The sequence below is a fragment of the Fructilactobacillus sp. X8R2C1 genome, assembly GCF_059900955.1.
Map to the genome: position 1 here is coordinate 52,535 of NZ_JBWXVI010000005.1, position 19,431 is coordinate 71,965.

Consider the following 19,431-nt stretch of genomic DNA (forward strand, 5'->3'; position numbering starts at 1 on the left):
AGTTTAGATATTATTTGTCAGTATCTTTACGTCTGAAACCAAGTACTGCGGCAAGAGCAACCATGATAGAACCAATGGCACTCATAAGTAGTGTACTTGCTTGACCAGTTTGTGGCAAGATGTGACCATTCTTTTGGTCATTGTTTTTAACTGCAGAAGCTTGACCGTTATCCTTAGTAGCAATGTGTGAAGTTGTCTTATCATCATTGTTTACCTTAGCAGCAGTTTCTTTGTTTGAAGCATTCTTGTCAGAAACTTCTTTGTTTGAAACAACCTTAGCGGAAGTCTTCTTGTTAAGTGCTGCCTTTTGGTCAGTTGACTTCTTTGAAGCGTTCAAATCAACTGTGTTCTTCTTAGCAGTAGTGTCATTTGACAAGTTACTTACTTGTTCTTTAGGTGCTGCTGGAGTTTGTTGAACATTTTGTTGAACGTTAGGAGTCGTCTTTGAAGTTTTAACAGTCTCGTTAGTGTTGGCACTAGTATTTGATGATGCCTTTGTTTGTTGAACATTCAAGTTAACCGTCTTAGTGTTATTTTGTGATACAACACTAGTAGTTTGTTGTTTGCCATTTGAAGCAGTTGGAGTTGGTGTAACACTAGCTGATTTATTAACAGTGTTCAATTGAGTAGTAGGGACATTAGCTCTCAAGTTGTAAGTGTATGCTCTGTTATTAGCAGGTCTTGCAGCTGGAGTGCTTACGTTTTGTTGAACGTAGTTAACTCTTGGAGTATATGAATTGTTGTTAGTGTTTTGGCTTGGTGTGTAAGTGCTTGCGCTTCCACCGTTAAATCCGTTAACACGTCCGAATAATACGGCACCAGGGAAATAACTAAGTGAATCGTTGTAAATAACACCACGGTTTTGAGCATCAAGCATTAAACCGTTACCTAAGTAGATTCCAACGTGGTAAAGATCGCCACCTTGAGAGAAGAATACTAAGTCACCCTTTTGAGCTTGACTACGTGAAATGTGTTGTGTAGCAGGGTATTGACTGTAAGTAGTTCTTGGAAGACTGTATCCAGCCTTGCCAAATACGTATTGAACGAATCCAGAGCAATCAAATCCAGCTGGTGTACTGCCACCCCAAACGTACGGAGTTCCAACATATTGTCTACCAATGTTAACTACTTGATCGGCATTAGTGTTTTGAGCTCTAAAGCTGACATTTTGAACTCTAAAGTTAGTTGCGGCTGCACGAGCGGCACTCAATTGAACGTTTGAGTAAGAATGAGCGGCTGGGGTAACATTGTTGGTTTGAGTGTTAGTCTTAACAGTTTCAGTCTTAGCTGATTGTGCGGGAGTAGTAGTTTTAGCATCAGCTTGTTTTGCATCATCGTTTGAAACTGGTGCTTGCTTAGCAGGTGTTTGTTGAGTAGTTTTAGATTTAGTAGCTGGGGTTACATTATTTTCAGCTTTTTCAGTATTTACTGATTGTGCTTGTGTAGTAGCTTCGGCTTTAACTGAATCGTTGTTAGTAGTCTTTTGGTCAGCGTTGTTGTTTTGCTTGTTATCTGCTTTAGCAGAAACAGCGTTGTCTAAATTATTAACGTTAACATCAGTTTTAGCTGATTGTGCAGGAGTAACAGCTTCTGCAACCTTGTTTTCAATCTTGTTTGGTGTAACAGTTGATGTTTGGTTATCGTTTTTAACGGCATCATTGTTAGCATCATTTTGATTGTTTTGGTTGTTTTCAGCTACTTGATTATTATCAGTAGTTGCTGATTGATCGTTAGTAGTTGTAGCTTTTGTTGCATCATTAGTAGTGTTGTTTACATCATTGTTTGAAGCAACATTAGTTTGAGTAGTGGCATCTTTAGTAGCATTAGCATCGTTTGTTTGATTATCAACGTTAGTGTTAACTTTGGCTGCGCTCTTAGATGAGTCATTTTTAATAGTGCCGTTATCTTTCTTGGCACTTTGAGTAGCTTGTGCGTTATTTCCTAAGGCGTCAGCGTTAACAACGCTACTGGTAGTTAGAAGGCCACCGGCAACCATCGTAGTTGCAAGGGCAGCAAACATCCATCTCTTACCAGCTTTGTACATTTTATAGTGTAATTTATCATTATTCATATATTTAATTTCCTCCTTTGGAATATATAAACAATAACATCAAAACTATGTGAAAAAAAGAGTTAAACTCAAGCGTAACTATAATGATATAGTGCGAAACATTCAGGAAATGGTTTGTTAAACTAGTAATGTTTCAGTAACATTGGTGTAATATAACTGTGCTACTTATAAAATGTGACTAAACGGCTTGACCACGACGTTACGTAACGGTTAACAATGATTTATAGAGAGGTATCATGCATGCTTAAAATAAAAGAATGAGCCGATATGGCGGGCGTTATAGCTCGTTCCCTTCAATACTATGATTGAATATATTTATTGGTTCTCAGAAGAGATATTGATTCTGGTTATCGAAATTATAATTCTAACGATATTTTGAAATTACAGGTGATTTTATTTTACAAAAGTTTTGGTTTTGACTTAAAAGAAATTAAAAAAATTATGAGTGATCCAGCCTTTAGTTTTCACAATGCAGTACTGATTCAAGAAAGATTTTATCTGAACAGGGCCGGCACCTTACCCGATTAATCAAAAGCATTTAAACTTATTTGCCGTTGATTTTCAAAATATACAAGAAATGGAAAATCGAATGATTGGTTTATTAAAACAATCATTAAGGAATAAAAATACTGATTATAATGGAAGAAAAATTTACAAATTACACAAAAAGTGTTTGCAATATACATGGCCAAATTATTCTATAGAAGCTCATCAAGGACTGTCTAAAATTTATTTAAATGATGGCCGGTTTCAAAAATATTACGATAATAAAGCGGGAACTGGTGCCACAGAAATTTTGGCTCAATCAATTCAAAAATATGCAAAGTAATGACCCTAACCCCAAAGATGTTTTATTAAGCATTGATTAACCGAATTGTTCAAGGTTTGGTAGAATTAGTGTAATACATTTAAGAGGGGGATTATGATGGCATATGGAAACTTAGACTATTATTATGCAATATTAGGATTACCCACAACAGCAGACAAACAAGAAGTTGATCGAGCTTATCGCAAATTGGCTAAGAAGTATCATCCTGATGTTAATCATTCTCCTGATGCTGCCTCCAAGTTCAAAGAAATTACCAGTGCGTATGAAATTATTAAAGAAAATAATTATAGTTCTGGATCATATGCAGGATCAAGTCAGTCTAGTTATGAATCACATTCTAATGAGTCTAACGCTAACAATGATTCTTATCAGCAAAACACTAATTATAATTATTCTAATTACCAGCAACAAAATCAAAATCATGAACCTCATCATTTCACTGAAGCTGACATTGGTAAGGTAATTTTCTGGATTGCAATCGCAATTTCGATTGCGACGGTAGTGATTGTCATTAAGGTCTTACCTCTTAGTATTACTTATGCGGTTTTGATTGTGTGTGGAATTTTGTATTACTTCTATCAGAAAAAGTGATTAATTATAAAGATCGAGCATTGTAATGCCTGGTCTTTATTTTTTATTAATTAAGTTTTTATTGTAATAAAAACTTACATGAAAAAATTCTTTGTGGTAGATTAATCATTGCTGAAAAATTAGGAGGTTAAGTATGCCAAAGGATTTTAAGGAAGAATTATTGTTTACTGGATTAATGGCAGGTATGATGGTGATCGTGATGGAAGCCTATAACATTGCACTCGGGAGTGGGGTTGATTCCACTTTTGTTAAAAGTGTGTTAATGGGTTATCCATTTGCGTTAGTTATTGCGGCTGTTTGTGACTTACTTTTTGTGGGACCACTTGCAAAAGGAATCTTTTTCAAATTTATTTTTACTGAAAAAATGGAAGAGAAGCCACTTTTGATTTCTTTAGGAATTTCAATTTTGATGGTTTTAGGAATGGTAACTTGCATGTCAATTTTCGGAATTGTAGTTGAAGGCGGATTTTCTAGTCTTAATCTAGCAACGTTTGAGATGACATGGATTAGAAACTTGATTTTGGCTCTGCCATTACAACTTCTGATCGTTGGACCAATTGCTAGAATGGTTTTGGGTAAGGTTCAAGAAATCAGGAATTAAAGTATTTAGGTGCGACTGAAAAAATAAACCCTCAACACTAAGTGTTGAGGGTTTATTAATTAATAAGGTAAAGTTAAATTTTCATTTGCTAGTGTATACGTTGATGCTCTATTGGTTGAATTGGTTGTAATATGAGATCTCCCGAAAACGCTGTTGATTTCTTTTTGTGTTACAAGGTGATACCCGCCATTTGGATCTATATACCAAGAGTTTCCACGTGATTTAAAGAAAGCACCAACGGTGTCATGTTGACCCGATTTTTCGTTTTTATTATTACGTTTTAAAGTTGTGGTATATGTAGTAGGTGGAATTATTTCCGCGTATTTATAGTATTTATTATTAATTTTTAGATTATTTATATTATTTGTTTCATTTGAATTACTGGTTTCTTTGATAAAGATTGATACGTCATAAATCGGCATTCCAGAATCGTTTTTAATGATGATTCCATTACTGTTGTTATTGTTGTACTTTCGATTTTGATCCCATATGCCAATGTTTGATGCTGTTGATTGTTTTGCTTGCAGTTCTTGAAAATTTAAAGCTTGTATAGCAGTAGATTTTGAATCTTTAGCGATTAAATTAGAATGTTTAGAAAGAGCATTAGCATGTTCGTTGTTTGTATTTGAATTGATGTAAAACCATATAGTCAGCATAAGGGATATGACAGCAATTACTAGAGTAAAAATGTCTAAAAGATGTTTACTAAGCCAGGATTCTTGTTTTTTCATTTGGAAGTTCTCCAATATATCTATATAATTTGTGAAATATAATTAACTAATCGATTATTAAACAAAAGTGCTATTAAATCCACATATTGTGGATTTAATAGCACTTTATTAGTTGAGTATACTGGGCTCGAACCAGTAAATTGCGGATTCAGAGTCCGCTGCCTTACCAATTTGGCGAATACTCAATATTTGAACAACTAATATACTACAATTCTTTATGGACAGTTGTCAACAGAAAATTTTGCATTACTTTGTTGACAGACCGGTTTAAATTGGGTAAACTATGTAATTGTTCAGTTTATTGCCCGTTGGTCAAACTGGTTTAAGACGTCGCCCTCTCAAGGCGGAGCTATGAGTTCAAGTCTCATACGGGTAATTCAAATATGATAATGCCTTCAAACATAGTTATGTTTGGAGGCATTTTTTTATAAATAAATCTGAGGAGGATTTGGATATGTGTACTTCAATTATTATTAAATCTACGGATGGTCATCCATTTTGGGGACGTACGATGGACTTTATGGTTCCACTTTTTGATTCTCATAACGAAAAAGCGGCTGTCTCAACTAAAATCGTAAATATTCCCGCAAATCAGATAATTCAGTCAGAATTAAAAAACTGGCATAGCAAGTATGCAGTTATGGGGATTGGCCCTGACGAAGGAAGTCTTCTGTTTGATGGTATCAACGAAAAGGGAATCACTGGAGATCTTCAGGTTCTTCTGGAAACCACTCATGGAAGTGAAGCAGATTTAAAAACTCGTAATCTAATACCAGTTTTTGGTGAGGAATTTGGGACATATGTTTTAACTCAATGTGCAACGCTTGATGACATCAAACAGTTTGCTAAGACCACTGGATTGATTGATAAAGCTTATGTTTTTCATGGAAAAGCTGGCAAGCTTCATCTTCATTACACCTTTTCTGATGAAAACGGGAATTCCATTGTGCTTGAAGCGACGGACAATGGCGGATTTAAAATATACGATAGTATTGGAGTGATGACCAATAGTCCACAATATTCATTTCATACTACTAACCTCAGAAATTACGTTTCGTTAAACGCTTATAATCAGAAGCCGACTAAGATTGGTGAAAAATTACCGGTTAATCCAATCGAAGGTGGTACTGGATATGGAATGTTTGGGCTTCCAGGAGATTATTCTTCACCATCGCGGTTTATTCGAGCAACTTTTATCTCTAAAAACATTGATGAATTTTCAGATGCTGAAGGAATAAGCACTTTATACAATTGCTTTAAGCCATTCATCGTTCCAAAGGGTATCAGTCGAAATCCTGATTTGCCGCAACAGTGCGATTTTACTCAGTATTGGGTTGGTTATGACGTTAAAAACAGGACCTTGTATTTACAAACATCAAGTTGTCCGACGATGACCCGTGCTACTCTTGATCCTAACTGCACTGAAATTGATAAATTTGACGTTGATCAGACATGGAAAGTTAATGAGCCTAAGTAAATTTAATTTGGAAGTAATTTGCTCTCTTAATTTTTAGAGAAATTGGTATAATTAAAGTTATTAGGAGAATAAAAATGAATTTTTCAAAGACAAAAGCTAAAATAAAAAAAATGATTGAAAGTCAGAGTATTCCAGGAGCGGCATTTTCGTTTATCACTGGGATGAACGTTGAAAGTGATGAAATGGGATTAAAGCAAGTGGAGCCAACGAAAGAAGCCGTGGGACCAAACGACGTTTACGACATTGCTTCTTTGACCAAAGTAGTCGGGACCCTCCCGGTTATCATGCGGTTACTTCAAGATGGACGGATTCACTTGGATGATTCTGTTTCTGACTATTTACCAGAATGGAAGTATCCGGAGGTTACAATTCGTCATTTGTTGACTCATACGTCCGGGATTGAAGGGTACATTTCCAATCGAAATCAGATGAACATCAATCAGCTTCGTGAGGCTCTTTTAGGTCTTCATGTGGGCGGTAATTTTAACAAGCAAATGAAATACGAAGACGTGAACTATATTTTCTTAGGATGGATTGCTGGGTTGGTAATGGGAATTCCTATTCAACCACTGATTACGCAAATGGTCCTAAAACCACTTGGTTTAAATGACACGACTTTTCACCCAGAAGTGCAACGTTCTGTTCCCACTACATACAATGAAGAAACCCGTACTAATTTGCAGGGTGAAGTTCATGACCCGAAGGCGCAAATCTTGGGCGATGATTGTGGTTCAGCTGGGATGTTTAGTACTTTAAATGACTTGTCTCGTTTTGCCCAGTGGATGCTTCAGGTTAATAGTCGTAGTAGCATCTTTAATAATGAGACGTTTGATGAATTGTATACCGATCAGACGCCGATGGAAGATGGCACCCGGTCATTTGGATGGGCTTTAGCTGATTACGAAGGTCATCCGTACATTTGGCAGTCCGGTTACACAGGGGTGGTAATCGTACTCAATCGGGACCAAAAGAGTGGCTTTGTCTTTTTGTCTAATCGGGTTCACCCTCACTTAAGTGATCATTTCATGGAAGATCGAAATGACTTAATTAACACCTATCTTGATGAATTATTTAATTAGATTAAAAACACGTTTGCTTTAATTTAAGACAAACGTGTTTTTCTTATTTATAAGGAACTTTAAGATAACTGTTTTCCAAATCAATCGTGTACTCAATCTCTTGATTCCCGCGCTGAGTCATCTGAAAGTCAGTTCCGTATAGTACTAGTCCAAGTTTTCTGCCAGCTGGAAGGTGGTAGAAGGTTGGTTGTAAAGTTAAGTCAATATCATAAAATCGGTTTGGGACCAATTGATCGTTTTGATAAGCAGAATGGCGATTCTGAAGGTTCATATGTCCAAACGAAATCATTTTATTTGGTGTTGAATGCTTATTTAAAGTGAATTCCCGTAGATCATCCGTGTACCATTTGTGTCCTAGTAGAATTCCTTTGGGCTCAAGAATGGTAGGGGTAACATTCAATCTTTTAGCGTCCCCATAATCGACCAATTGGGCTGACAAGAGTCCGACGTTCTTAGACGTGGCGATGCGTAGATGAAGGGTACTAAATCCCGAAATGATTTGATCTTCACTAAAAGATATTGTCTTAAAGATCAAACGGTGTCCTTTTAATGAACTGTTTGAATCAAGTAAGTCTTTTTCCCACCGTGTTGGATGAGAACAGTATGCCTTAAATCGCGACAAATCCAACTGGTCTTGGTATTTAAGTTGGCCTTTGTTTGAAGTTTTGCTTAGTTTTTCATCATTTAAGTAGTATTTTTTACTATGATTATCAAGCCAGTTATTCTTTTTGTTCCACGTTTCCGGCTTGACGTTGTCTTGCACAATCATATTTGGGATTTGGTTCATTACGTTATTCTCAATCCCATATAACTCATGTGAAATCCACATGTTGACGATATCGTTGAAATCAAACGAACGAAAGGCGTTGATGTAAATGTGTTGACCTTGGTGAAGGATAATCTTTTGATTGATTGGAAGAGACCTGATTCCTTGCCATAGTTTAGCTGCGTTGACTGGTTTAACATTCCAGTCGTTTAAGCCCTGCACAAGCAAGACATCGGCTTTAATGTTTTTAACATTGTTTCGATAGTTTCTTTTGTCCCAAAATTCGTTGTAATTTCCGGTAGTACGGTCCATCTGTTTTTGCATAATTGATAAGTAGCGATCAAAGAAGGGCCGGATCTGGAAATTATCACCAGGATTGAGACTTCTACTGAATGTCTCAGCCGCTAAAACGTCAGCGTCTTCTCCCTGAAATCCGCCGGGAGCCATTACAAGGCCATTTTCACGATAATAATCGTACCAAGAAGAGATGGCGGCTTCTGAAATAATGGTTTTAAGGCCGTTCACTCCAGTGGTTGCTGCAGCATTGGCAAGGGTTCCTAGGTATGATCGTCCGGTCATTGCTACGTTACCATTGGACCAGTCAGCTTTGATCTCGATGTTGTCCGTTCGGTTGGTGAATGCTCGCCGTTTATGATTAAGCCATTCAATTACCGCAACTGTTGAATCGGTTTGTTCGGGGGAACCGCACGTCTGAATTCCGTCAGAATCTTTGGTTCCAATACCAGCTGAATAAACCACTGCATATCCCCGCATTAAGAAGTAGTCATTTAAAGTATAACCGGGCTTTGCAACGTGTCTCTCAATGGCTTCATCAGAAAAACCCTTTGGTGTTCTAGTACTAAACTTTTGGGGTTGTTCTTCATACATAATGTCAGAATAAATGGTATCATCTGGTTCTTTTCGAATAATTGGTTTGTTTACATCATGAGTGATTTGGTCTCCAAACGCATCGTTTGTCCCTTGGTCGTACGGACTAGCCGTATAAAGAGTTCCTAGCTTGAAACTAGTTTTGGGACGGGTGATCTCAGCTTTGATTAGATCAGCTTTTCCGTCCTTATCAGAATCAGTGTCGGTTTCAACGTAGACTGTCTCATAAATGAGGTCTTCTGGTTCAAAAATAGCCTGCGCTTTGCCATTAAAGAAGAGGGGCTTATCTTTTGGAAATCCCTTAAAGAATCCCTGGTTTGCTAAGTGATCAAGGTAGGTTTGACCAGTCTTGTTATGGGTGGTTAGTAGAAGGTACCAAGCTTGAAGTAAGTCGTCTATGTCCCACTGACCAGGTTTATTAAAGTACTTCAAATGAATTTCTTTCATCGCTTTTAGTGGTTCATCAACCTGAAAGTCGACGTCTGCTTGAAATTCAAGCAGTTGGAGGGCCACTAGGTAGAAAACCCGTTGGTTGACTTCACCATTATTTTGCAAATAATCGCCAAGTCGTTTATCTGGAGTCGCTAGTTGATTATTCAATTGCTCCATTTGACCACTTTTATTGTTTACGTTAATAAGCGTTTTACTAAGTAATTTCAAAAATGCTTCTGAAACGGTTTTAGAATTTTCGATTTCGGTTGGATTAAAGCCAACTTGGGCTAACTCTTGCTTAGCGGTGTTAAGGTCAACTAGTACTTGTGCGAACTGATTATTTTTCATGTCATCCACCACTCCTTCTTTTCAGTAATTATGCCATAACCAGAGAAGGGTGTTAACGAATTATGACTAAAAGTCCTTATGGATTGTGTATAATGGAGTTAATCTAAATGGGGAAGTGTTATTATGCTAATTTGGATTCATTTATTAACGTGGTTGGTTCTTTTTATTGTGGTTTGTATCGCTCTTTTTTCGAACTGGCATTTTAAAGCCATGACGATGATTGCCAGACTCTGTTATGTGATTTTAATTATTTCGGGAATTTTTCTGATCCCATTTGCATGGGGACGTGATCCAATCTTGACGATTATCAAGGTGGTTTGCGCGTTACTATTGATTGTTCTGATTGAGATGGCGTTTGCCTTTAAATCACAACAGAAACTTTCAGGATGGTTTTTGTGGATGACCGTGATTGCAATTATAGTGGTGGCAATTCTTGGATTGCTTCTAGCAGGTGGTCGACCGTTTATTCATTTTATGTAAAAAAGAAGCACTACCAATTTAATCGGTAGTGCTTTAATTTTAGAATGATTCAACTTTTACTTTTTTCTTATCTTCTGAAAAATCTGTATCATGATATTTCTTTTCAAGGGCATGAAACATCATTCGCTTTGCTAGGTTTCCGTTTCGAGCTAGGATGGGTCCATGAAAATAGGTACAAACGGTGTTTTTATAGATGGCACCCTCGGTCCCATCTTTCCCGTTATTTCCATGTCCCTTAATGACCTTACCAAGTGCTCGCTCGCTTGGACCCAGGTATGTGACCCCGGCGTGGTTCTCAAAGCCATGGTATCTTTCCTTGGTTTGTTCGTTTTGAATTTCAATGTTTCCAATGAAACGATTGTCCTTCATTGCATCCGTGTAGTGATCAAGGGCACCAATGCCAGGAAGCTTTTCGCCATTAGCTGCAACGTAGTAGTTTCCAAGTAACTGGAAGCCACCACAAATTGCGATGACTGGTTTACCTTGTTCAATGAAACGTTTAATTTCATCCTTTTTGGTTTGAATGTCTTTTGAAACAATGGTTTGTTCAAAGTCTTGTCCACCACCGAAAACCATGAAATCATAATCGTCTGCGTTGAACCCTTCTTCTAAACTAACAACGTTTGAGGTGACCTCAACGCCAATCTGTTTAGCGTAATATCGTAACGACAAAATGTTACCGATATCACCGTAAGTATTCATTAAGTCACCATATAAGTGAGCCACTCGAATGGTTTTTGTCATTAGTCCATTCCTCCTTTAATGAATCCCTTTTGTGCTAGTAAGTGTCTGAATTGAAGCATAGCCGTGTAAGTGGCCAGAACGTAAACCTTTTTAGTGGGAAGCTGCTTAATTTGTTCCAAGATTTTTTCAATGTTTGGTTCAATGATGTGATTGTCATCGTGAACCCCAGCAACCTTAAGGCGGAAGGTAATGTCTTTGTATCGTTCACCACCGGAAATGAATTTTTTAATGTTCATCTTTGGCAGACGTTCAAAGTCGCCATCCCAGATCCAACTCGTGTCAATTCCGTCAGCATAGTTAGCATTTTCAAGAAAGACAAATGAAAATGGTTCTTTTTCATGAGAAATCATATCAATGACTTGGTTAAGTCCAACTGGATTTTTAACTAACACAATGGTTACTTCCTTGTCACCAACTTTGATTTCTTCTTGTCTTCCAAAGAGCCGCTTGTTGGTTTCAAAAGCGTGTTTAATTTGATCAGGACGAACTCCCATTTGTCGACCCGCCGCATAAGCTGCGAGAGCATTGTAAATATTGTATGTTCCACCAACATCAATTGAATACTGGTTTCCATCAATGTCAAAGGTTGAACTAGTGGGGGTTTCGTCCACCACTTTAGTGACTTTGTAATCTAGTTCTGGACGATGGAAACCACAGTTAGGACAGAAGTAGTCACCTAAATTTCCGTAAGTGATGTAATGGTAGTGCATAATGTGCGAACAAACGGGACAAAGGACCCCATCCGTGTTGGGAGCTGCCTTGATGTCTTTATCAGCTGGTTGATCTTGAAAGCCATAGAACACTTGTTGATTTGGCATTTTTTTAGAGTTAAAAATGGCGGAATCACCGTTTGCAACCACTAAGGCATCTGGAACTAGTAAGATCCCATTTAAGATTTTTTGGTAGGTAGTGTAAATCTCACCATAACGATCCAGTTGGTCACGGAAGATATTAGTCAAAACAAACATCTTTGGTTTGATGGCCTTAACAACCGGTTTTACGTTGGCTTCGTCAACTTCTAAGACTGCAATTGGATTTTCACCATATTTGGGATGCTTTGCTTGTAAAAAGGTTGAGACAATTCCCTGAGTCATGTTAGATCCAGTTGGATTAGTCAGAATTTGATCATATTCTTCCTTTAGGACTTGAACGATCAGTGCGGTAGTCAAAGTTTTACCGTTCGTTCCTGACACAATAATCACATCATAATTTTTACCCAGCGTCTTTAAAATATTGGGATCAATTGCAGTGGTTATTTTTCCTGGTAATGAGCTACCACGGTGCAAAAAATTATGCAGGAACCAGTAAGATGACTTACCAGCCATGGTGGCAATTCTACTCTGAAATGACATAATGAGTTCTCCCTTAGAAATGATTAGTTTTACACAATTAAAAATAATTCTATCATAAAATCACTCTTATAAGTAAGAATAGTGACTAATTTAAGAAAAAGCAATTATTCAAATGGTAGAACAAATTTTGAATTTGGATGCGAAAAAGTGGTAAATTCGATATAATGAAAAAGTTAGTGAAAATAGAGAAAAGGTGATAACTTGGCACAACTATTCTTTCGTTACGGAGCAATGAACAGCGGAAAATCAATCGAAATTATCAAAGTCGCTCATAACTATGAGGAACAGGGTAAATCAGTTATTTTGATGACAAGTGGCGTTGATACCAGGGAAAAGAAGGGGACCATCGCTTCTCGGATTGGGTTGACTCGTAAGGCCCTTTCAATTAATTCCGATTTAAACGTATTTAAAATGGTAAAAGATGAAATTGAAAAGCGCGATGAACCCATTAGTTGTGTGTTAGTTGATGAAGCCCAGTTTTTAAATAAGCATCACATCTTCGAATTAACCGAAGTGGTTGATCAATTACATATTCCGGTCATGGCATTTGGACTTAAAAATGATTTTCAAAATAAATTGTTTGAGGGATCGAAGTATTTACTATTGTATGCGGATAAGATTGAAGAAATGAAAACGATTTGTTGGTTTTGTGAAAAGAAAGCAATTATGAACTTAAGAGTCCATGATGGAAAGCCCGTTTACGAGGGCGAGCAGATCTTTATGGGTGGTAATGAGTCATATTATCCTGTTTGTCGTTATCATTATTTCAATCCTCCGATTGAAGCACAAAAGAATAAGGAGTAATAAGAATGGCTGAAGCCGATATGGATAAAATTTTTGATAAATTACAGTCCGTTTCTGACAGATACGATGAATTAAACGAACTGATCAGTGATCCAGAAGTGATTGCTGACACGCAGAAGTTCATGAAACTCTCAAAAGAAGAGGGCAGTCTCAGAGAAACGGTTGAAACTTACAATAAGTATAAAAAGATTAGTAAACAATTAGATGATGATGAGACCATGTTAAGAGAAAAACTTGATAGCGAAATGGAAGACATGGTTAAATCCGAGATTAGTGACTTAAAGGATCAGAAAACGCAACTTGAAGATCAAATGAAGTTGTTGTTGATTCCAAAGGATCCTAATGACGAGAAAAATATTATCATGGAAATTCGTGGAGCAGCTGGTGGAGATGAGGCCAGTTTATTTGCGGCTGACTTATATAACATGTACACCAAATATGCTGAACGTCAGGGATGGAAGATTGAAGTGATCGATGAAACTGATACCGAAGTTGGTGGTTTTAAAGAGATTGTTCTAATGATCACTGGTGATAAAGTTTATTCCAAGTTAAAGTACGAAAATGGTGCTCACCGAGTACAACGAATTCCATCAACGGAGTCGGCTGGACGAGTTCACACTTCTACAGCTACCGTTGGTGTAATGCCTGAGGAGGAAGATGTGGACATTGATATTGATCCAGGCGATATTCGAACGGATGTCTATCGTTCCTCTGGTGCGGGTGGTCAACACATTAATAAAACCTCATCAGCCGTCCGAATGACCCACCTCCCAACTGGGATCGTGGTTGCCATGCAAGATGAGCGTTCTCAACAACAGAACCGTGCTAAGGCAATGCGAGTTTTGAAAGCGCGTGTCTATGACTACTACAAACAAAAAGAACAGAATGAGTACGATGAGAAACGGAAAGATGCCATTGGAACGGGTGATCGTTCTGAACGAATCCGGACTTATAACTATCCTCAAAATCGAGTTACTGACCATCGAATTGGATTAACCTTGAACAAGTTAGACAAAATCATGGATGGTGACTTAGATGACATCATTGATGCATTAATTGTTTCTGATCAAGCTAAAAAGTTGGAGAAATTGAATGACTCAGAAGCTTAGAAATAATGCAACTGTTTTTGAAGCCCTTAAATGGGCTTCTTTGCGTCTGGAGCAAGAAAATTTGGATCCTGATCAAGGACGCCAGGTGATGAGGTCTTTGATGGGATGGAATTTGACGGATTTGCTGATGAATTATCGGTTTAATTTGTCTGATGATCAGGAAGCTAAGTTTATTGAAATGATAGAACGGGTTCTAAATCATGAGCCACTGCAATATGTAATTGGAACTGCTAATTTTTATGGATACACGTTTCAAGTTAATCCCAGTGTTTTGATTCCAAGGCCTGAAACGGAAGAATTAGTGGAGTGGATCTTAAATGATTATGATGATCATCCTATTAACGTATTGGATGTTGGAACTGGTAGTGGTGCCATTGCGGTTTCATTAAAAAAGCAACGCCCAAGTTGGAAAGTAACTGGTTCTGATATTTCACTTAATGCATTAAAAATTGCTCAAAAAAATGCAACGTCAAATCACACCGAAATTAATTTTGTTCAGAGTGACCTATTTGGCGCTTTTAGTGAACAAAAATTTGACCTGATTGTCTCTAATCCACCATATGTGGCTCAAAATGAGATTAAATATATGGATGAAAGTGTCTTAAAATATGAGCCACGTCAGGCTTTGTTTGCTGATAATAATGGGCTTTCAATCTATCAGAGAATTTCGCGTGACGTTGATGCTCATTTAGAGAGGGATGGCTCTCTTTATTTAGAAATTGGCTTTAGACAGGGAGATCCAGTTCAAAAGACTTTAATGAAGGATAATAAAAAACGGTCGGTTCGTCTTAAAAAGGACATGGCAATGCGTGATCGAATGATTAAAATGAAATAAAGGAGAATTTTTAAAATGGATACAAAGATATTTACGCCGGATCAGATTGATGCGGCCGCAGAAGAACTTAAGAAGGGGAGCCTCGTTTCTTTTCCCACCGAAACAGTTTACGGACTAGGGGCCGATGCTACTAATGTCTCAGCGGTTAAAAAGGTTTATAAAGCTAAGGGACGTCCAAGTGATAACCCATTAATCGTTCACGTTGCTGATGTTGAGACGGTTGAGAAGTATGCTCAACCGTTAGACGAAGAAGTAAAAAAATTAATGAAAACGTTTTGGCCTGGTCCATTGACAATCATCTTAAAGTTAAAAAAGGGTGCACTTGCTAAAGAAGTTACTGGTGGACTTGATACCGCTGCTTTTCGAAATCCCAATAAGCAGTCAACGCTAAATTTGATTAGGAGCGCTGGTGTTCCGTTAGTAGGTCCATCAGCAAATACGTCTGGCAAACCTAGTCCGACCCTTGCAAAGCACGTTTATCATGATTTAAATGGTAAAATTGCTGGAATTTTGGACGACGGTGCCACTGACTTTGGGGTTGAATCGACGGTTATTGATATGTCAACGGGGAAGCCAGCAATCTTGCGGCCTGGTGCAGTTACCGTTGACCAGATTGAAAAGGTCGTAGGCCCAGTTGACGATGCCGTTCACCATGTTAGTGCGGATCAGGTTCCAAAAGCTCCTGGAATGAAGTATCGTCATTATGCCCCAGATGCTCAGGTTCAAATTGTTGACCATAAAGATGACTGGAAGCGAGCGGCTGATTGGATTAAAAAACAAGATGGGACTGTGGGAGTTATGGCAACTGACGATGTAATTGATGCAGTTGACTGGCCAAACAATGCAGAAACTTACAGTCTTGGAAGTGATATTAATACGGCCAGTCATTTACTATTTGCCGGACTTCGTCAATTTGATTCAGAAGATGGTGTTGATAATATCTTGACACAGGGATTTACCCCAACTGAATTAGGGGAAGCTTACATGAACCGCTTAAACAAATCCGCAGGACAAAAGCACTTTGAATAGTATACTTAATTCAAATAGTGAAATGAGGTAGATATCATGTCAGACAAAGAGTATAAAAAGATGGATCCTGAACTTTGGGACGCCATTTACGGTGAAAAAAAGCGTCAAGAGGACACAATTGAGTTGATTGCATCCGAGAACATTGCCTCAAAGGGTGTCCGAGCCGCCCAGGGCTCCGTTTTAACCAATAAATATGCGGAAGGCTATCCTGGTCATCGTTATTACGGTGGCTGTGAGTATGTTGATAAAGTGGAGACGCTGGCCATTGAACGAGCAAAAAAGTTATTTGGTGCTGAGTATGTAAACGTGCAACCTCATTCTGGTTCTCAAGCTAATCAAGCTGCATATGCTGCTTTCTTAAAGCCAGGAGATAAGATCCTTGGAATGGACCTAAATGCCGGTGGACACTTGTCACATGGTGCTAAGGTCAACTTTTCTGGTAAGATTTATCAGTCGTTCACTTATGGAGTTAATCCAGAGACTGAGCAACTTGATTACGATCATATTCAAACAATTGCAGAAGAAGTAAAACCGCAAATTATCGTAGCTGGTGCATCTGCCTATAGTCGAATCATTGATTGGCAGAAATTTAGAGAGATTGCTGATAGTGTGGGTGCCTACTTAATGGTAGATATGGCTCACATTGCTGGTCTTGTTGCAACCGGATTACATCCTAGTCCAGTGGGAATTGCCGATGTAGTGACAACTACAACACATAAAACCTTGCGTGGTCCTCGTGGTGGAATGATTTTAAGCCAAGATAAGCACGCCAAAAAGATTAAATCAGCTGTTTTTCCTGGGACCCAAGGTGGTCCTTTAGAACAAGTAATTGCTGCTAAGGCGGTTGCCTTTCATGAAGATTTACAACCCGATTTTGTTACTTATTCCAAGCAAATTCTTAAAAATGCGAATGCCATGGCTGACGAGTTCAATAATTCCGAACATTTACGAGTAGTTTCTGGTGGAACTGATAATCATTTAATGACCGTTGATCTGACTGATACCGGTTTAAATGGTAAACAAGTTCAAGACATGTTGGATTCATTAATGATTACCACTAACAAGGAAGCAATTCCAAATGAAAAGTTGAAACCAACTTTAACTAGTGGACTACGAATTGGGACTCCCGCGATCACTTCAAGAGGGTTTGGTGAGAATGATTCAAAGAAAGTTGCTGATTTAATTATTAAAGCCATTGACAATTACGATCAACCCGATGTTTTGGCTCAAATCAAGAGTGACGTATCCAAATTGTGTAAAGAAAACCCAATTACACGATAAGGAGCTAGAAATTTTTTAGTATTCCTTGTGTTATAATAGGTATAAATATAATACGAATAGGAGAGTGCGTTATGGGCGAGTTTCACGTAATGGATCATCCGTTGATCCAACATAAATTAAGCATTATTAGAGATAAGAATTGTGGGACACGTGAGTTTAGAGAAGTCGTTAATGAAATTGCTAGTTTGATGGTTTTTGAAGTTGCTCGTGATATGCCACTTAAAGACGTTGAAGTTGAGACACCTGAAGGAACTGCGCACGCTAAGAAATTAGCTGGTAAAAAAGTTGCTGTTGTTCCGATTCTGAGGGCTGGAATTGGAATGGTTGATGGGGTACTTGATCTAATTCCTACAGCCAAAGTTGGTCATATCGGGATGTATCGTGATGAAAAAACCTTTCAGCCTCACGAATACTTTTTAAAGTTGCCAAGTGATATTGGTGAGAGGCAGATCTTCGTTGTTGATCCAATGCTTGCTACGGGTGGATCTGCAATCATGGCGCTCGATGCATTAAAGAAGCACGGCGCTAATCCCAAAAACATTAAGTTTGTTTGTCTAGTTGCCGCTCCTGAGGGAGTTAAAGCGGTTCAAAAGGCTGAACCAGAAGTTGACATTTATGCCGCTGCACTTGACGATCATCTTGATCATGGTTACATCGTTCCTGGGTTGGGAGATGCTGGTGACCGTTTGTTTGGAACAAAATAAAAATAATAATTTTAAGTGAGAGTTAATGAACTCCCACTTTTTTGTTAGATTGCTTTACGTAAAGGCCGGGTTTAAGTTTTGCCAATTTCGATTGTGAAGTAATTGTTATAAAGACTATAAAATTAGAATTTTTGGTGCTTTATAGCTTTGAAATTTGCCTGAAATGGTGGTATTATTTCATCAGATTTGAATAAGTGAGCTTTTGACTTGTTTGAATATAGAATCGCAATTATTCAACTACTTTTTATGGCACGTTTTTTATTGCGAGTGATAATAGTTGCGAAAAGAGGTGATATCTGTGGAGCCAACTCGTACTTTTCAATTTTTAGGTCTTACTTTCAACGTCAGCAATATGATTTCTGGTGTGATTGTGGCTGTTGTTTTGTTCGCTTTTATATTCGTCTGCTCGAGAAACCTGCAGTTGAAACCAAAGGGGAAACAGAATTTATTGGAGTACATGATTGATTTTACAAATGGAATTATAAAGTCAACGATTGGTAATGATGCGCCTAAGAATTATGGACTATGGGCATTTACGCTATTCTATTTCATCTTAATAGCTAACTTACTTGGTTTGTTCTTGCATATTCAGGTAGGTAATATTGTCTATGTCAAGAGTCCTACGGCCGATCCAATCGTCGCTTTGACGTTCTCATTAATGTCTCTGACATTTGCTATGTATTGTGGTGTTGAGAAACTAGGTTATAAGGGACACTTTAAGGGATTCTTACAACCTGTCTTCTTGTTCCTACCAATCAACCTACTTGAGGAGCTTACGAACTTCTTAACACTTGGAATTCGTGTTTATGGGAATATCTTTGCTGGTGAATTGTTGGCCGGGATAATTGCTAATTTAGCATTTTCAAATGGATTGTGGCTGATTCCAGTCGCTGCCCCACTTGAGTTAGCATGGCAAGGATTCTCAGTGTTTATTGGCTGTATTCAAGCCTATGTATTTGTAACATTATCATCTGTATATGTTTCTCAAAAATTATCAATTGAGGAATAAGAAAATAGGAGGATTATATTATGGGAGCTATTGCTGCTGGAATCGCAATGTGTGGTGCCGCTATTGGTGCCGGAATTGGTGACGGTTTAATTATTTCCAAGATGCTTGAAGGTATGGCACGCCAACCAGAATTATCAGGAACACTTAGAACTAATATGTTCATTGGTGTTGCCTTAGTTGAAGTTATGCCCATCTTGGCCTTTGTTGTTGCCTTCTTGGTTATGAACAAATAGAGAAAACATTTTCTTAGTTTAGAAAAAGGAGGTGTCAA

20 protein-coding genes and 2 tRNA genes are annotated in these 19,431 nt (G+C 38.0%); 16 read left to right on the forward strand and 6 right to left on the reverse strand.

Translation table 11 applies throughout. The annotated features are described in order from the left end of the window. Nucleotides 1–10: 10 nt before the first annotated feature. Nucleotides 11–2,071, reverse strand: coding sequence for an NlpC/P60 family protein (locus AC6UD6_RS06025; protein ID WP_500696046.1), 2,061 nt, complete (start codon nucleotides 2,069–2,071; stop codon nucleotides 11–13). A gap of 318 nt (nucleotides 2,072–2,389) precedes the next feature. Between AC6UD6_RS06025 and AC6UD6_RS06030 the strand changes: the two genes are divergently transcribed. The 4 genes from AC6UD6_RS06030 (at nucleotide 2,390) to AC6UD6_RS06045 (ending at nucleotide 4,092) form a co-directional block, all read left to right on the forward strand. Next, nucleotides 2,390–2,599 carry a MerR family transcriptional regulator gene (locus AC6UD6_RS06030; RefSeq protein WP_500696047.1) on the forward strand — a complete coding sequence of 70 codons (210 nt, stop codon included), beginning with the start codon at nucleotides 2,390–2,392 and terminating at the stop codon, nucleotides 2,597–2,599. Further along, nucleotides 2,595–2,900, forward strand: a complete 306-nt coding sequence (locus AC6UD6_RS06035) for a TipAS antibiotic-recognition domain-containing protein (RefSeq protein WP_500696111.1) — start codon at nucleotides 2,595–2,597, stop codon at nucleotides 2,898–2,900. Before AC6UD6_RS06030 ends, AC6UD6_RS06035 begins: the two co-directional genes overlap by 5 nt. A 96-nt stretch (nucleotides 2,901–2,996) precedes the next feature. After that, a complete protein-coding gene (locus AC6UD6_RS06040; protein ID WP_500696048.1) occupies nucleotides 2,997–3,491 on the forward strand; it encodes a DnaJ domain-containing protein in 495 nt (164 codons plus the stop codon). A gap of 133 nt (nucleotides 3,492–3,624) precedes the next feature. After that, nucleotides 3,625–4,092, forward strand: a complete 468-nt coding sequence (locus AC6UD6_RS06045; protein WP_500696049.1) for a DUF2798 domain-containing protein — start codon at nucleotides 3,625–3,627, stop codon at nucleotides 4,090–4,092. 59 nt (nucleotides 4,093–4,151) lie between these two features. Here AC6UD6_RS06045 and AC6UD6_RS06050 read toward each other — a convergent pair whose 3' ends face one another. Then, nucleotides 4,152–4,823 (reverse strand): hypothetical protein, encoded by a 672-nt coding sequence (locus AC6UD6_RS06050; RefSeq protein ID WP_500696050.1) that lies wholly within the window; start codon nucleotides 4,821–4,823, stop codon nucleotides 4,152–4,154. Between the two features lie 112 nt (nucleotides 4,824–4,935). After that, a tRNA-Gln gene (locus tag AC6UD6_RS06055) sits at nucleotides 4,936–5,008 on the reverse strand. Between the two features lie 117 nt (nucleotides 5,009–5,125). On the opposite strand from AC6UD6_RS06055, the gene AC6UD6_RS06060 reads away from it, so the two are divergent. From AC6UD6_RS06060 to AC6UD6_RS06070, 3 genes are all read left to right on the forward strand, one after another. After that, nucleotides 5,126–5,199: transfer RNA gene (locus AC6UD6_RS06060), tRNA-Glu, on the forward strand. Nucleotides 5,200–5,277: 78 nt separating this feature from the next. Continuing rightward, the gene (locus AC6UD6_RS06065) at nucleotides 5,278–6,300 is read left to right on the forward strand and encodes a linear amide C-N hydrolase (protein ID WP_500696051.1); all 1,023 of its coding nucleotides are present in this window, start codon (nucleotides 5,278–5,280) and stop codon (nucleotides 6,298–6,300) included. A gap of 74 nt (nucleotides 6,301–6,374) precedes the next feature. Next, on the forward strand, nucleotides 6,375–7,379 hold the full coding sequence (locus tag AC6UD6_RS06070) for a serine hydrolase domain-containing protein (RefSeq protein WP_500696052.1): 1,005 nt from the start codon (nucleotides 6,375–6,377) through the stop codon (nucleotides 7,377–7,379). A 43-nt stretch (nucleotides 7,380–7,422) separates the two neighbouring features. Here AC6UD6_RS06070 and AC6UD6_RS06075 read toward each other — a convergent pair whose 3' ends face one another. Beyond that, on the reverse strand, nucleotides 7,423–9,813 hold the full coding sequence (locus AC6UD6_RS06075; RefSeq protein WP_500696053.1) for a Xaa-Pro dipeptidyl-peptidase: 2,391 nt from the start codon (nucleotides 9,811–9,813) through the stop codon (nucleotides 7,423–7,425). Nucleotides 9,814–9,936: 123 nt separating this feature from the next. Between AC6UD6_RS06075 and AC6UD6_RS06080 the strand changes: the two genes are divergently transcribed. After that, nucleotides 9,937–10,293, forward strand: a complete 357-nt coding sequence (locus AC6UD6_RS06080) for a DUF1516 family protein (RefSeq protein WP_500696054.1) — start codon at nucleotides 9,937–9,939, stop codon at nucleotides 10,291–10,293. A gap of 39 nt (nucleotides 10,294–10,332) precedes the next feature. Here the strand turns inward: AC6UD6_RS06080 and AC6UD6_RS06085 are convergent, their stop codons facing one another. Both AC6UD6_RS06085 and AC6UD6_RS06090 read right to left on the reverse strand, forming a co-directional pair. Next, a complete protein-coding gene (locus AC6UD6_RS06085) occupies nucleotides 10,333–11,037 on the reverse strand; it encodes a type 1 glutamine amidotransferase (RefSeq protein WP_500696055.1) in 705 nt (234 codons plus the stop codon). Beyond that, the gene (locus AC6UD6_RS06090) at nucleotides 11,037–12,389 is read right to left on the reverse strand and encodes a MurT ligase domain-containing protein (protein ID WP_500696056.1); all 1,353 of its coding nucleotides are present in this window, start codon (nucleotides 12,387–12,389) and stop codon (nucleotides 11,037–11,039) included. Before AC6UD6_RS06090 ends, AC6UD6_RS06085 begins: the two co-directional genes overlap by 1 nt. Before the next feature lie 231 nt (nucleotides 12,390–12,620). Between AC6UD6_RS06090 and AC6UD6_RS06095 the strand changes: the two genes are divergently transcribed. The 8 genes from AC6UD6_RS06095 to atpE all read left to right on the forward strand — a co-directional run bounded on the left by AC6UD6_RS06095 (nucleotide 12,621) and on the right by atpE (nucleotide 19,393). Then, the gene (locus tag AC6UD6_RS06095; protein ID WP_500696112.1) at nucleotides 12,621–13,193 is read left to right on the forward strand and encodes a thymidine kinase; all 573 of its coding nucleotides are present in this window, start codon (nucleotides 12,621–12,623) and stop codon (nucleotides 13,191–13,193) included. Between the two features lie 20 nt (nucleotides 13,194–13,213). Further along, nucleotides 13,214–14,302 (forward strand): peptide chain release factor 1, encoded by a 1,089-nt coding sequence (prfA, locus tag AC6UD6_RS06100; protein ID WP_500694425.1) that lies wholly within the window; start codon nucleotides 13,214–13,216, stop codon nucleotides 14,300–14,302. Further along, complete coding sequence (gene prmC, locus AC6UD6_RS06105; protein ID WP_500696057.1) at nucleotides 14,286–15,137, forward strand: peptide chain release factor N(5)-glutamine methyltransferase; 852 nt, start codon at nucleotides 14,286–14,288, stop codon at nucleotides 15,135–15,137. Before prfA ends, prmC begins: the two co-directional genes overlap by 17 nt. Before the next feature lie 15 nt (nucleotides 15,138–15,152). After that, nucleotides 15,153–16,166: an L-threonylcarbamoyladenylate synthase gene (locus AC6UD6_RS06110; RefSeq protein ID WP_500696058.1), complete on the forward strand. Its 1,014-nt coding sequence runs from the start codon at nucleotides 15,153–15,155 to the stop codon at nucleotides 16,164–16,166. Between the two features lie 36 nt (nucleotides 16,167–16,202). Next, nucleotides 16,203–17,447 carry a serine hydroxymethyltransferase gene (glyA, locus tag AC6UD6_RS06115; protein ID WP_500696059.1) on the forward strand — a complete coding sequence of 415 codons (1,245 nt, stop codon included), beginning with the start codon at nucleotides 16,203–16,205 and terminating at the stop codon, nucleotides 17,445–17,447. 71 nt (nucleotides 17,448–17,518) lie between these two features. Next, entirely contained in the window at nucleotides 17,519–18,151 is a 633-nt protein-coding gene (gene upp, locus AC6UD6_RS06120; RefSeq protein ID WP_500694349.1) for a uracil phosphoribosyltransferase, read from the forward strand. Between the two features lie 298 nt (nucleotides 18,152–18,449). Beyond that, nucleotides 18,450–19,160 carry a F0F1 ATP synthase subunit A gene (atpB, locus tag AC6UD6_RS06125; protein ID WP_500694350.1) on the forward strand — a complete coding sequence of 237 codons (711 nt, stop codon included), beginning with the start codon at nucleotides 18,450–18,452 and terminating at the stop codon, nucleotides 19,158–19,160. Between the two features lie 20 nt (nucleotides 19,161–19,180). Continuing rightward, the gene (gene atpE / locus AC6UD6_RS06130) at nucleotides 19,181–19,393 is read left to right on the forward strand and encodes a F0F1 ATP synthase subunit C (protein ID WP_010021947.1); all 213 of its coding nucleotides are present in this window, start codon (nucleotides 19,181–19,183) and stop codon (nucleotides 19,391–19,393) included. Nucleotides 19,394–19,431: the final 38 nt, after the last annotated feature.

Excerpts from the sequence above, each read along its gene's own strand:
- AC6UD6_RS06070 (WP_500696052.1), top strand. The coding sequence starts at position 6,375 with ATGAATTTTTCAAAGACAAAAGCTAAAATAAAAAAAATGATTGAAAGT.
- AC6UD6_RS06065 (WP_500696051.1), top strand. The coding sequence starts at position 5,278 with ATGTGTACTTCAATTATTATTAAATCTACGGATGGTCATCCATTTTGG.
- glyA (WP_500696059.1), top strand. The coding sequence starts at position 16,203 with ATGTCAGACAAAGAGTATAAAAAGATGGATCCTGAACTTTGGGACGCC.
- prfA (WP_500694425.1), top strand. The coding sequence starts at position 13,214 with ATGGATAAAATTTTTGATAAATTACAGTCCGTTTCTGACAGATACGAT.
- prmC (WP_500696057.1), top strand. The coding sequence starts at position 14,286 with ATGACTCAGAAGCTTAGAAATAATGCAACTGTTTTTGAAGCCCTTAAA.
- AC6UD6_RS06080 (WP_500696054.1), top strand. The coding sequence starts at position 9,937 with ATGCTAATTTGGATTCATTTATTAACGTGGTTGGTTCTTTTTATTGTG.
- upp (WP_500694349.1), top strand. The coding sequence starts at position 17,519 with ATGGGCGAGTTTCACGTAATGGATCATCCGTTGATCCAACATAAATTA.
- AC6UD6_RS06110 (WP_500696058.1), top strand. The coding sequence starts at position 15,153 with ATGGATACAAAGATATTTACGCCGGATCAGATTGATGCGGCCGCAGAA.
- atpE (WP_010021947.1), top strand. The coding sequence starts at position 19,181 with ATGGGAGCTATTGCTGCTGGAATCGCAATGTGTGGTGCCGCTATTGGT.
- AC6UD6_RS06040 (WP_500696048.1), top strand. The coding sequence starts at position 2,997 with ATGGCATATGGAAACTTAGACTATTATTATGCAATATTAGGATTACCC.
- AC6UD6_RS06095 (WP_500696112.1), top strand. The coding sequence starts at position 12,621 with ATGAACAGCGGAAAATCAATCGAAATTATCAAAGTCGCTCATAACTAT.
- AC6UD6_RS06050 (WP_500696050.1), bottom strand. The coding sequence starts at position 4,823 with ATGAAAAAACAAGAATCCTGGCTTAGTAAACATCTTTTAGACATTTTT.
- AC6UD6_RS06090 (WP_500696056.1), bottom strand. The coding sequence starts at position 12,389 with ATGTCATTTCAGAGTAGAATTGCCACCATGGCTGGTAAGTCATCTTAC.
- AC6UD6_RS06075 (WP_500696053.1), bottom strand. The coding sequence starts at position 9,813 with ATGAAAAATAATCAGTTCGCACAAGTACTAGTTGACCTTAACACCGCT.
- AC6UD6_RS06025 (WP_500696046.1), bottom strand. The coding sequence starts at position 2,071 with ATGAATAATGATAAATTACACTATAAAATGTACAAAGCTGGTAAGAGA.
- AC6UD6_RS06045 (WP_500696049.1), top strand. The coding sequence starts at position 3,625 with ATGCCAAAGGATTTTAAGGAAGAATTATTGTTTACTGGATTAATGGCA.
- AC6UD6_RS06085 (WP_500696055.1), bottom strand. The coding sequence starts at position 11,037 with ATGACAAAAACCATTCGAGTGGCTCACTTATATGGTGACTTAATGAAT.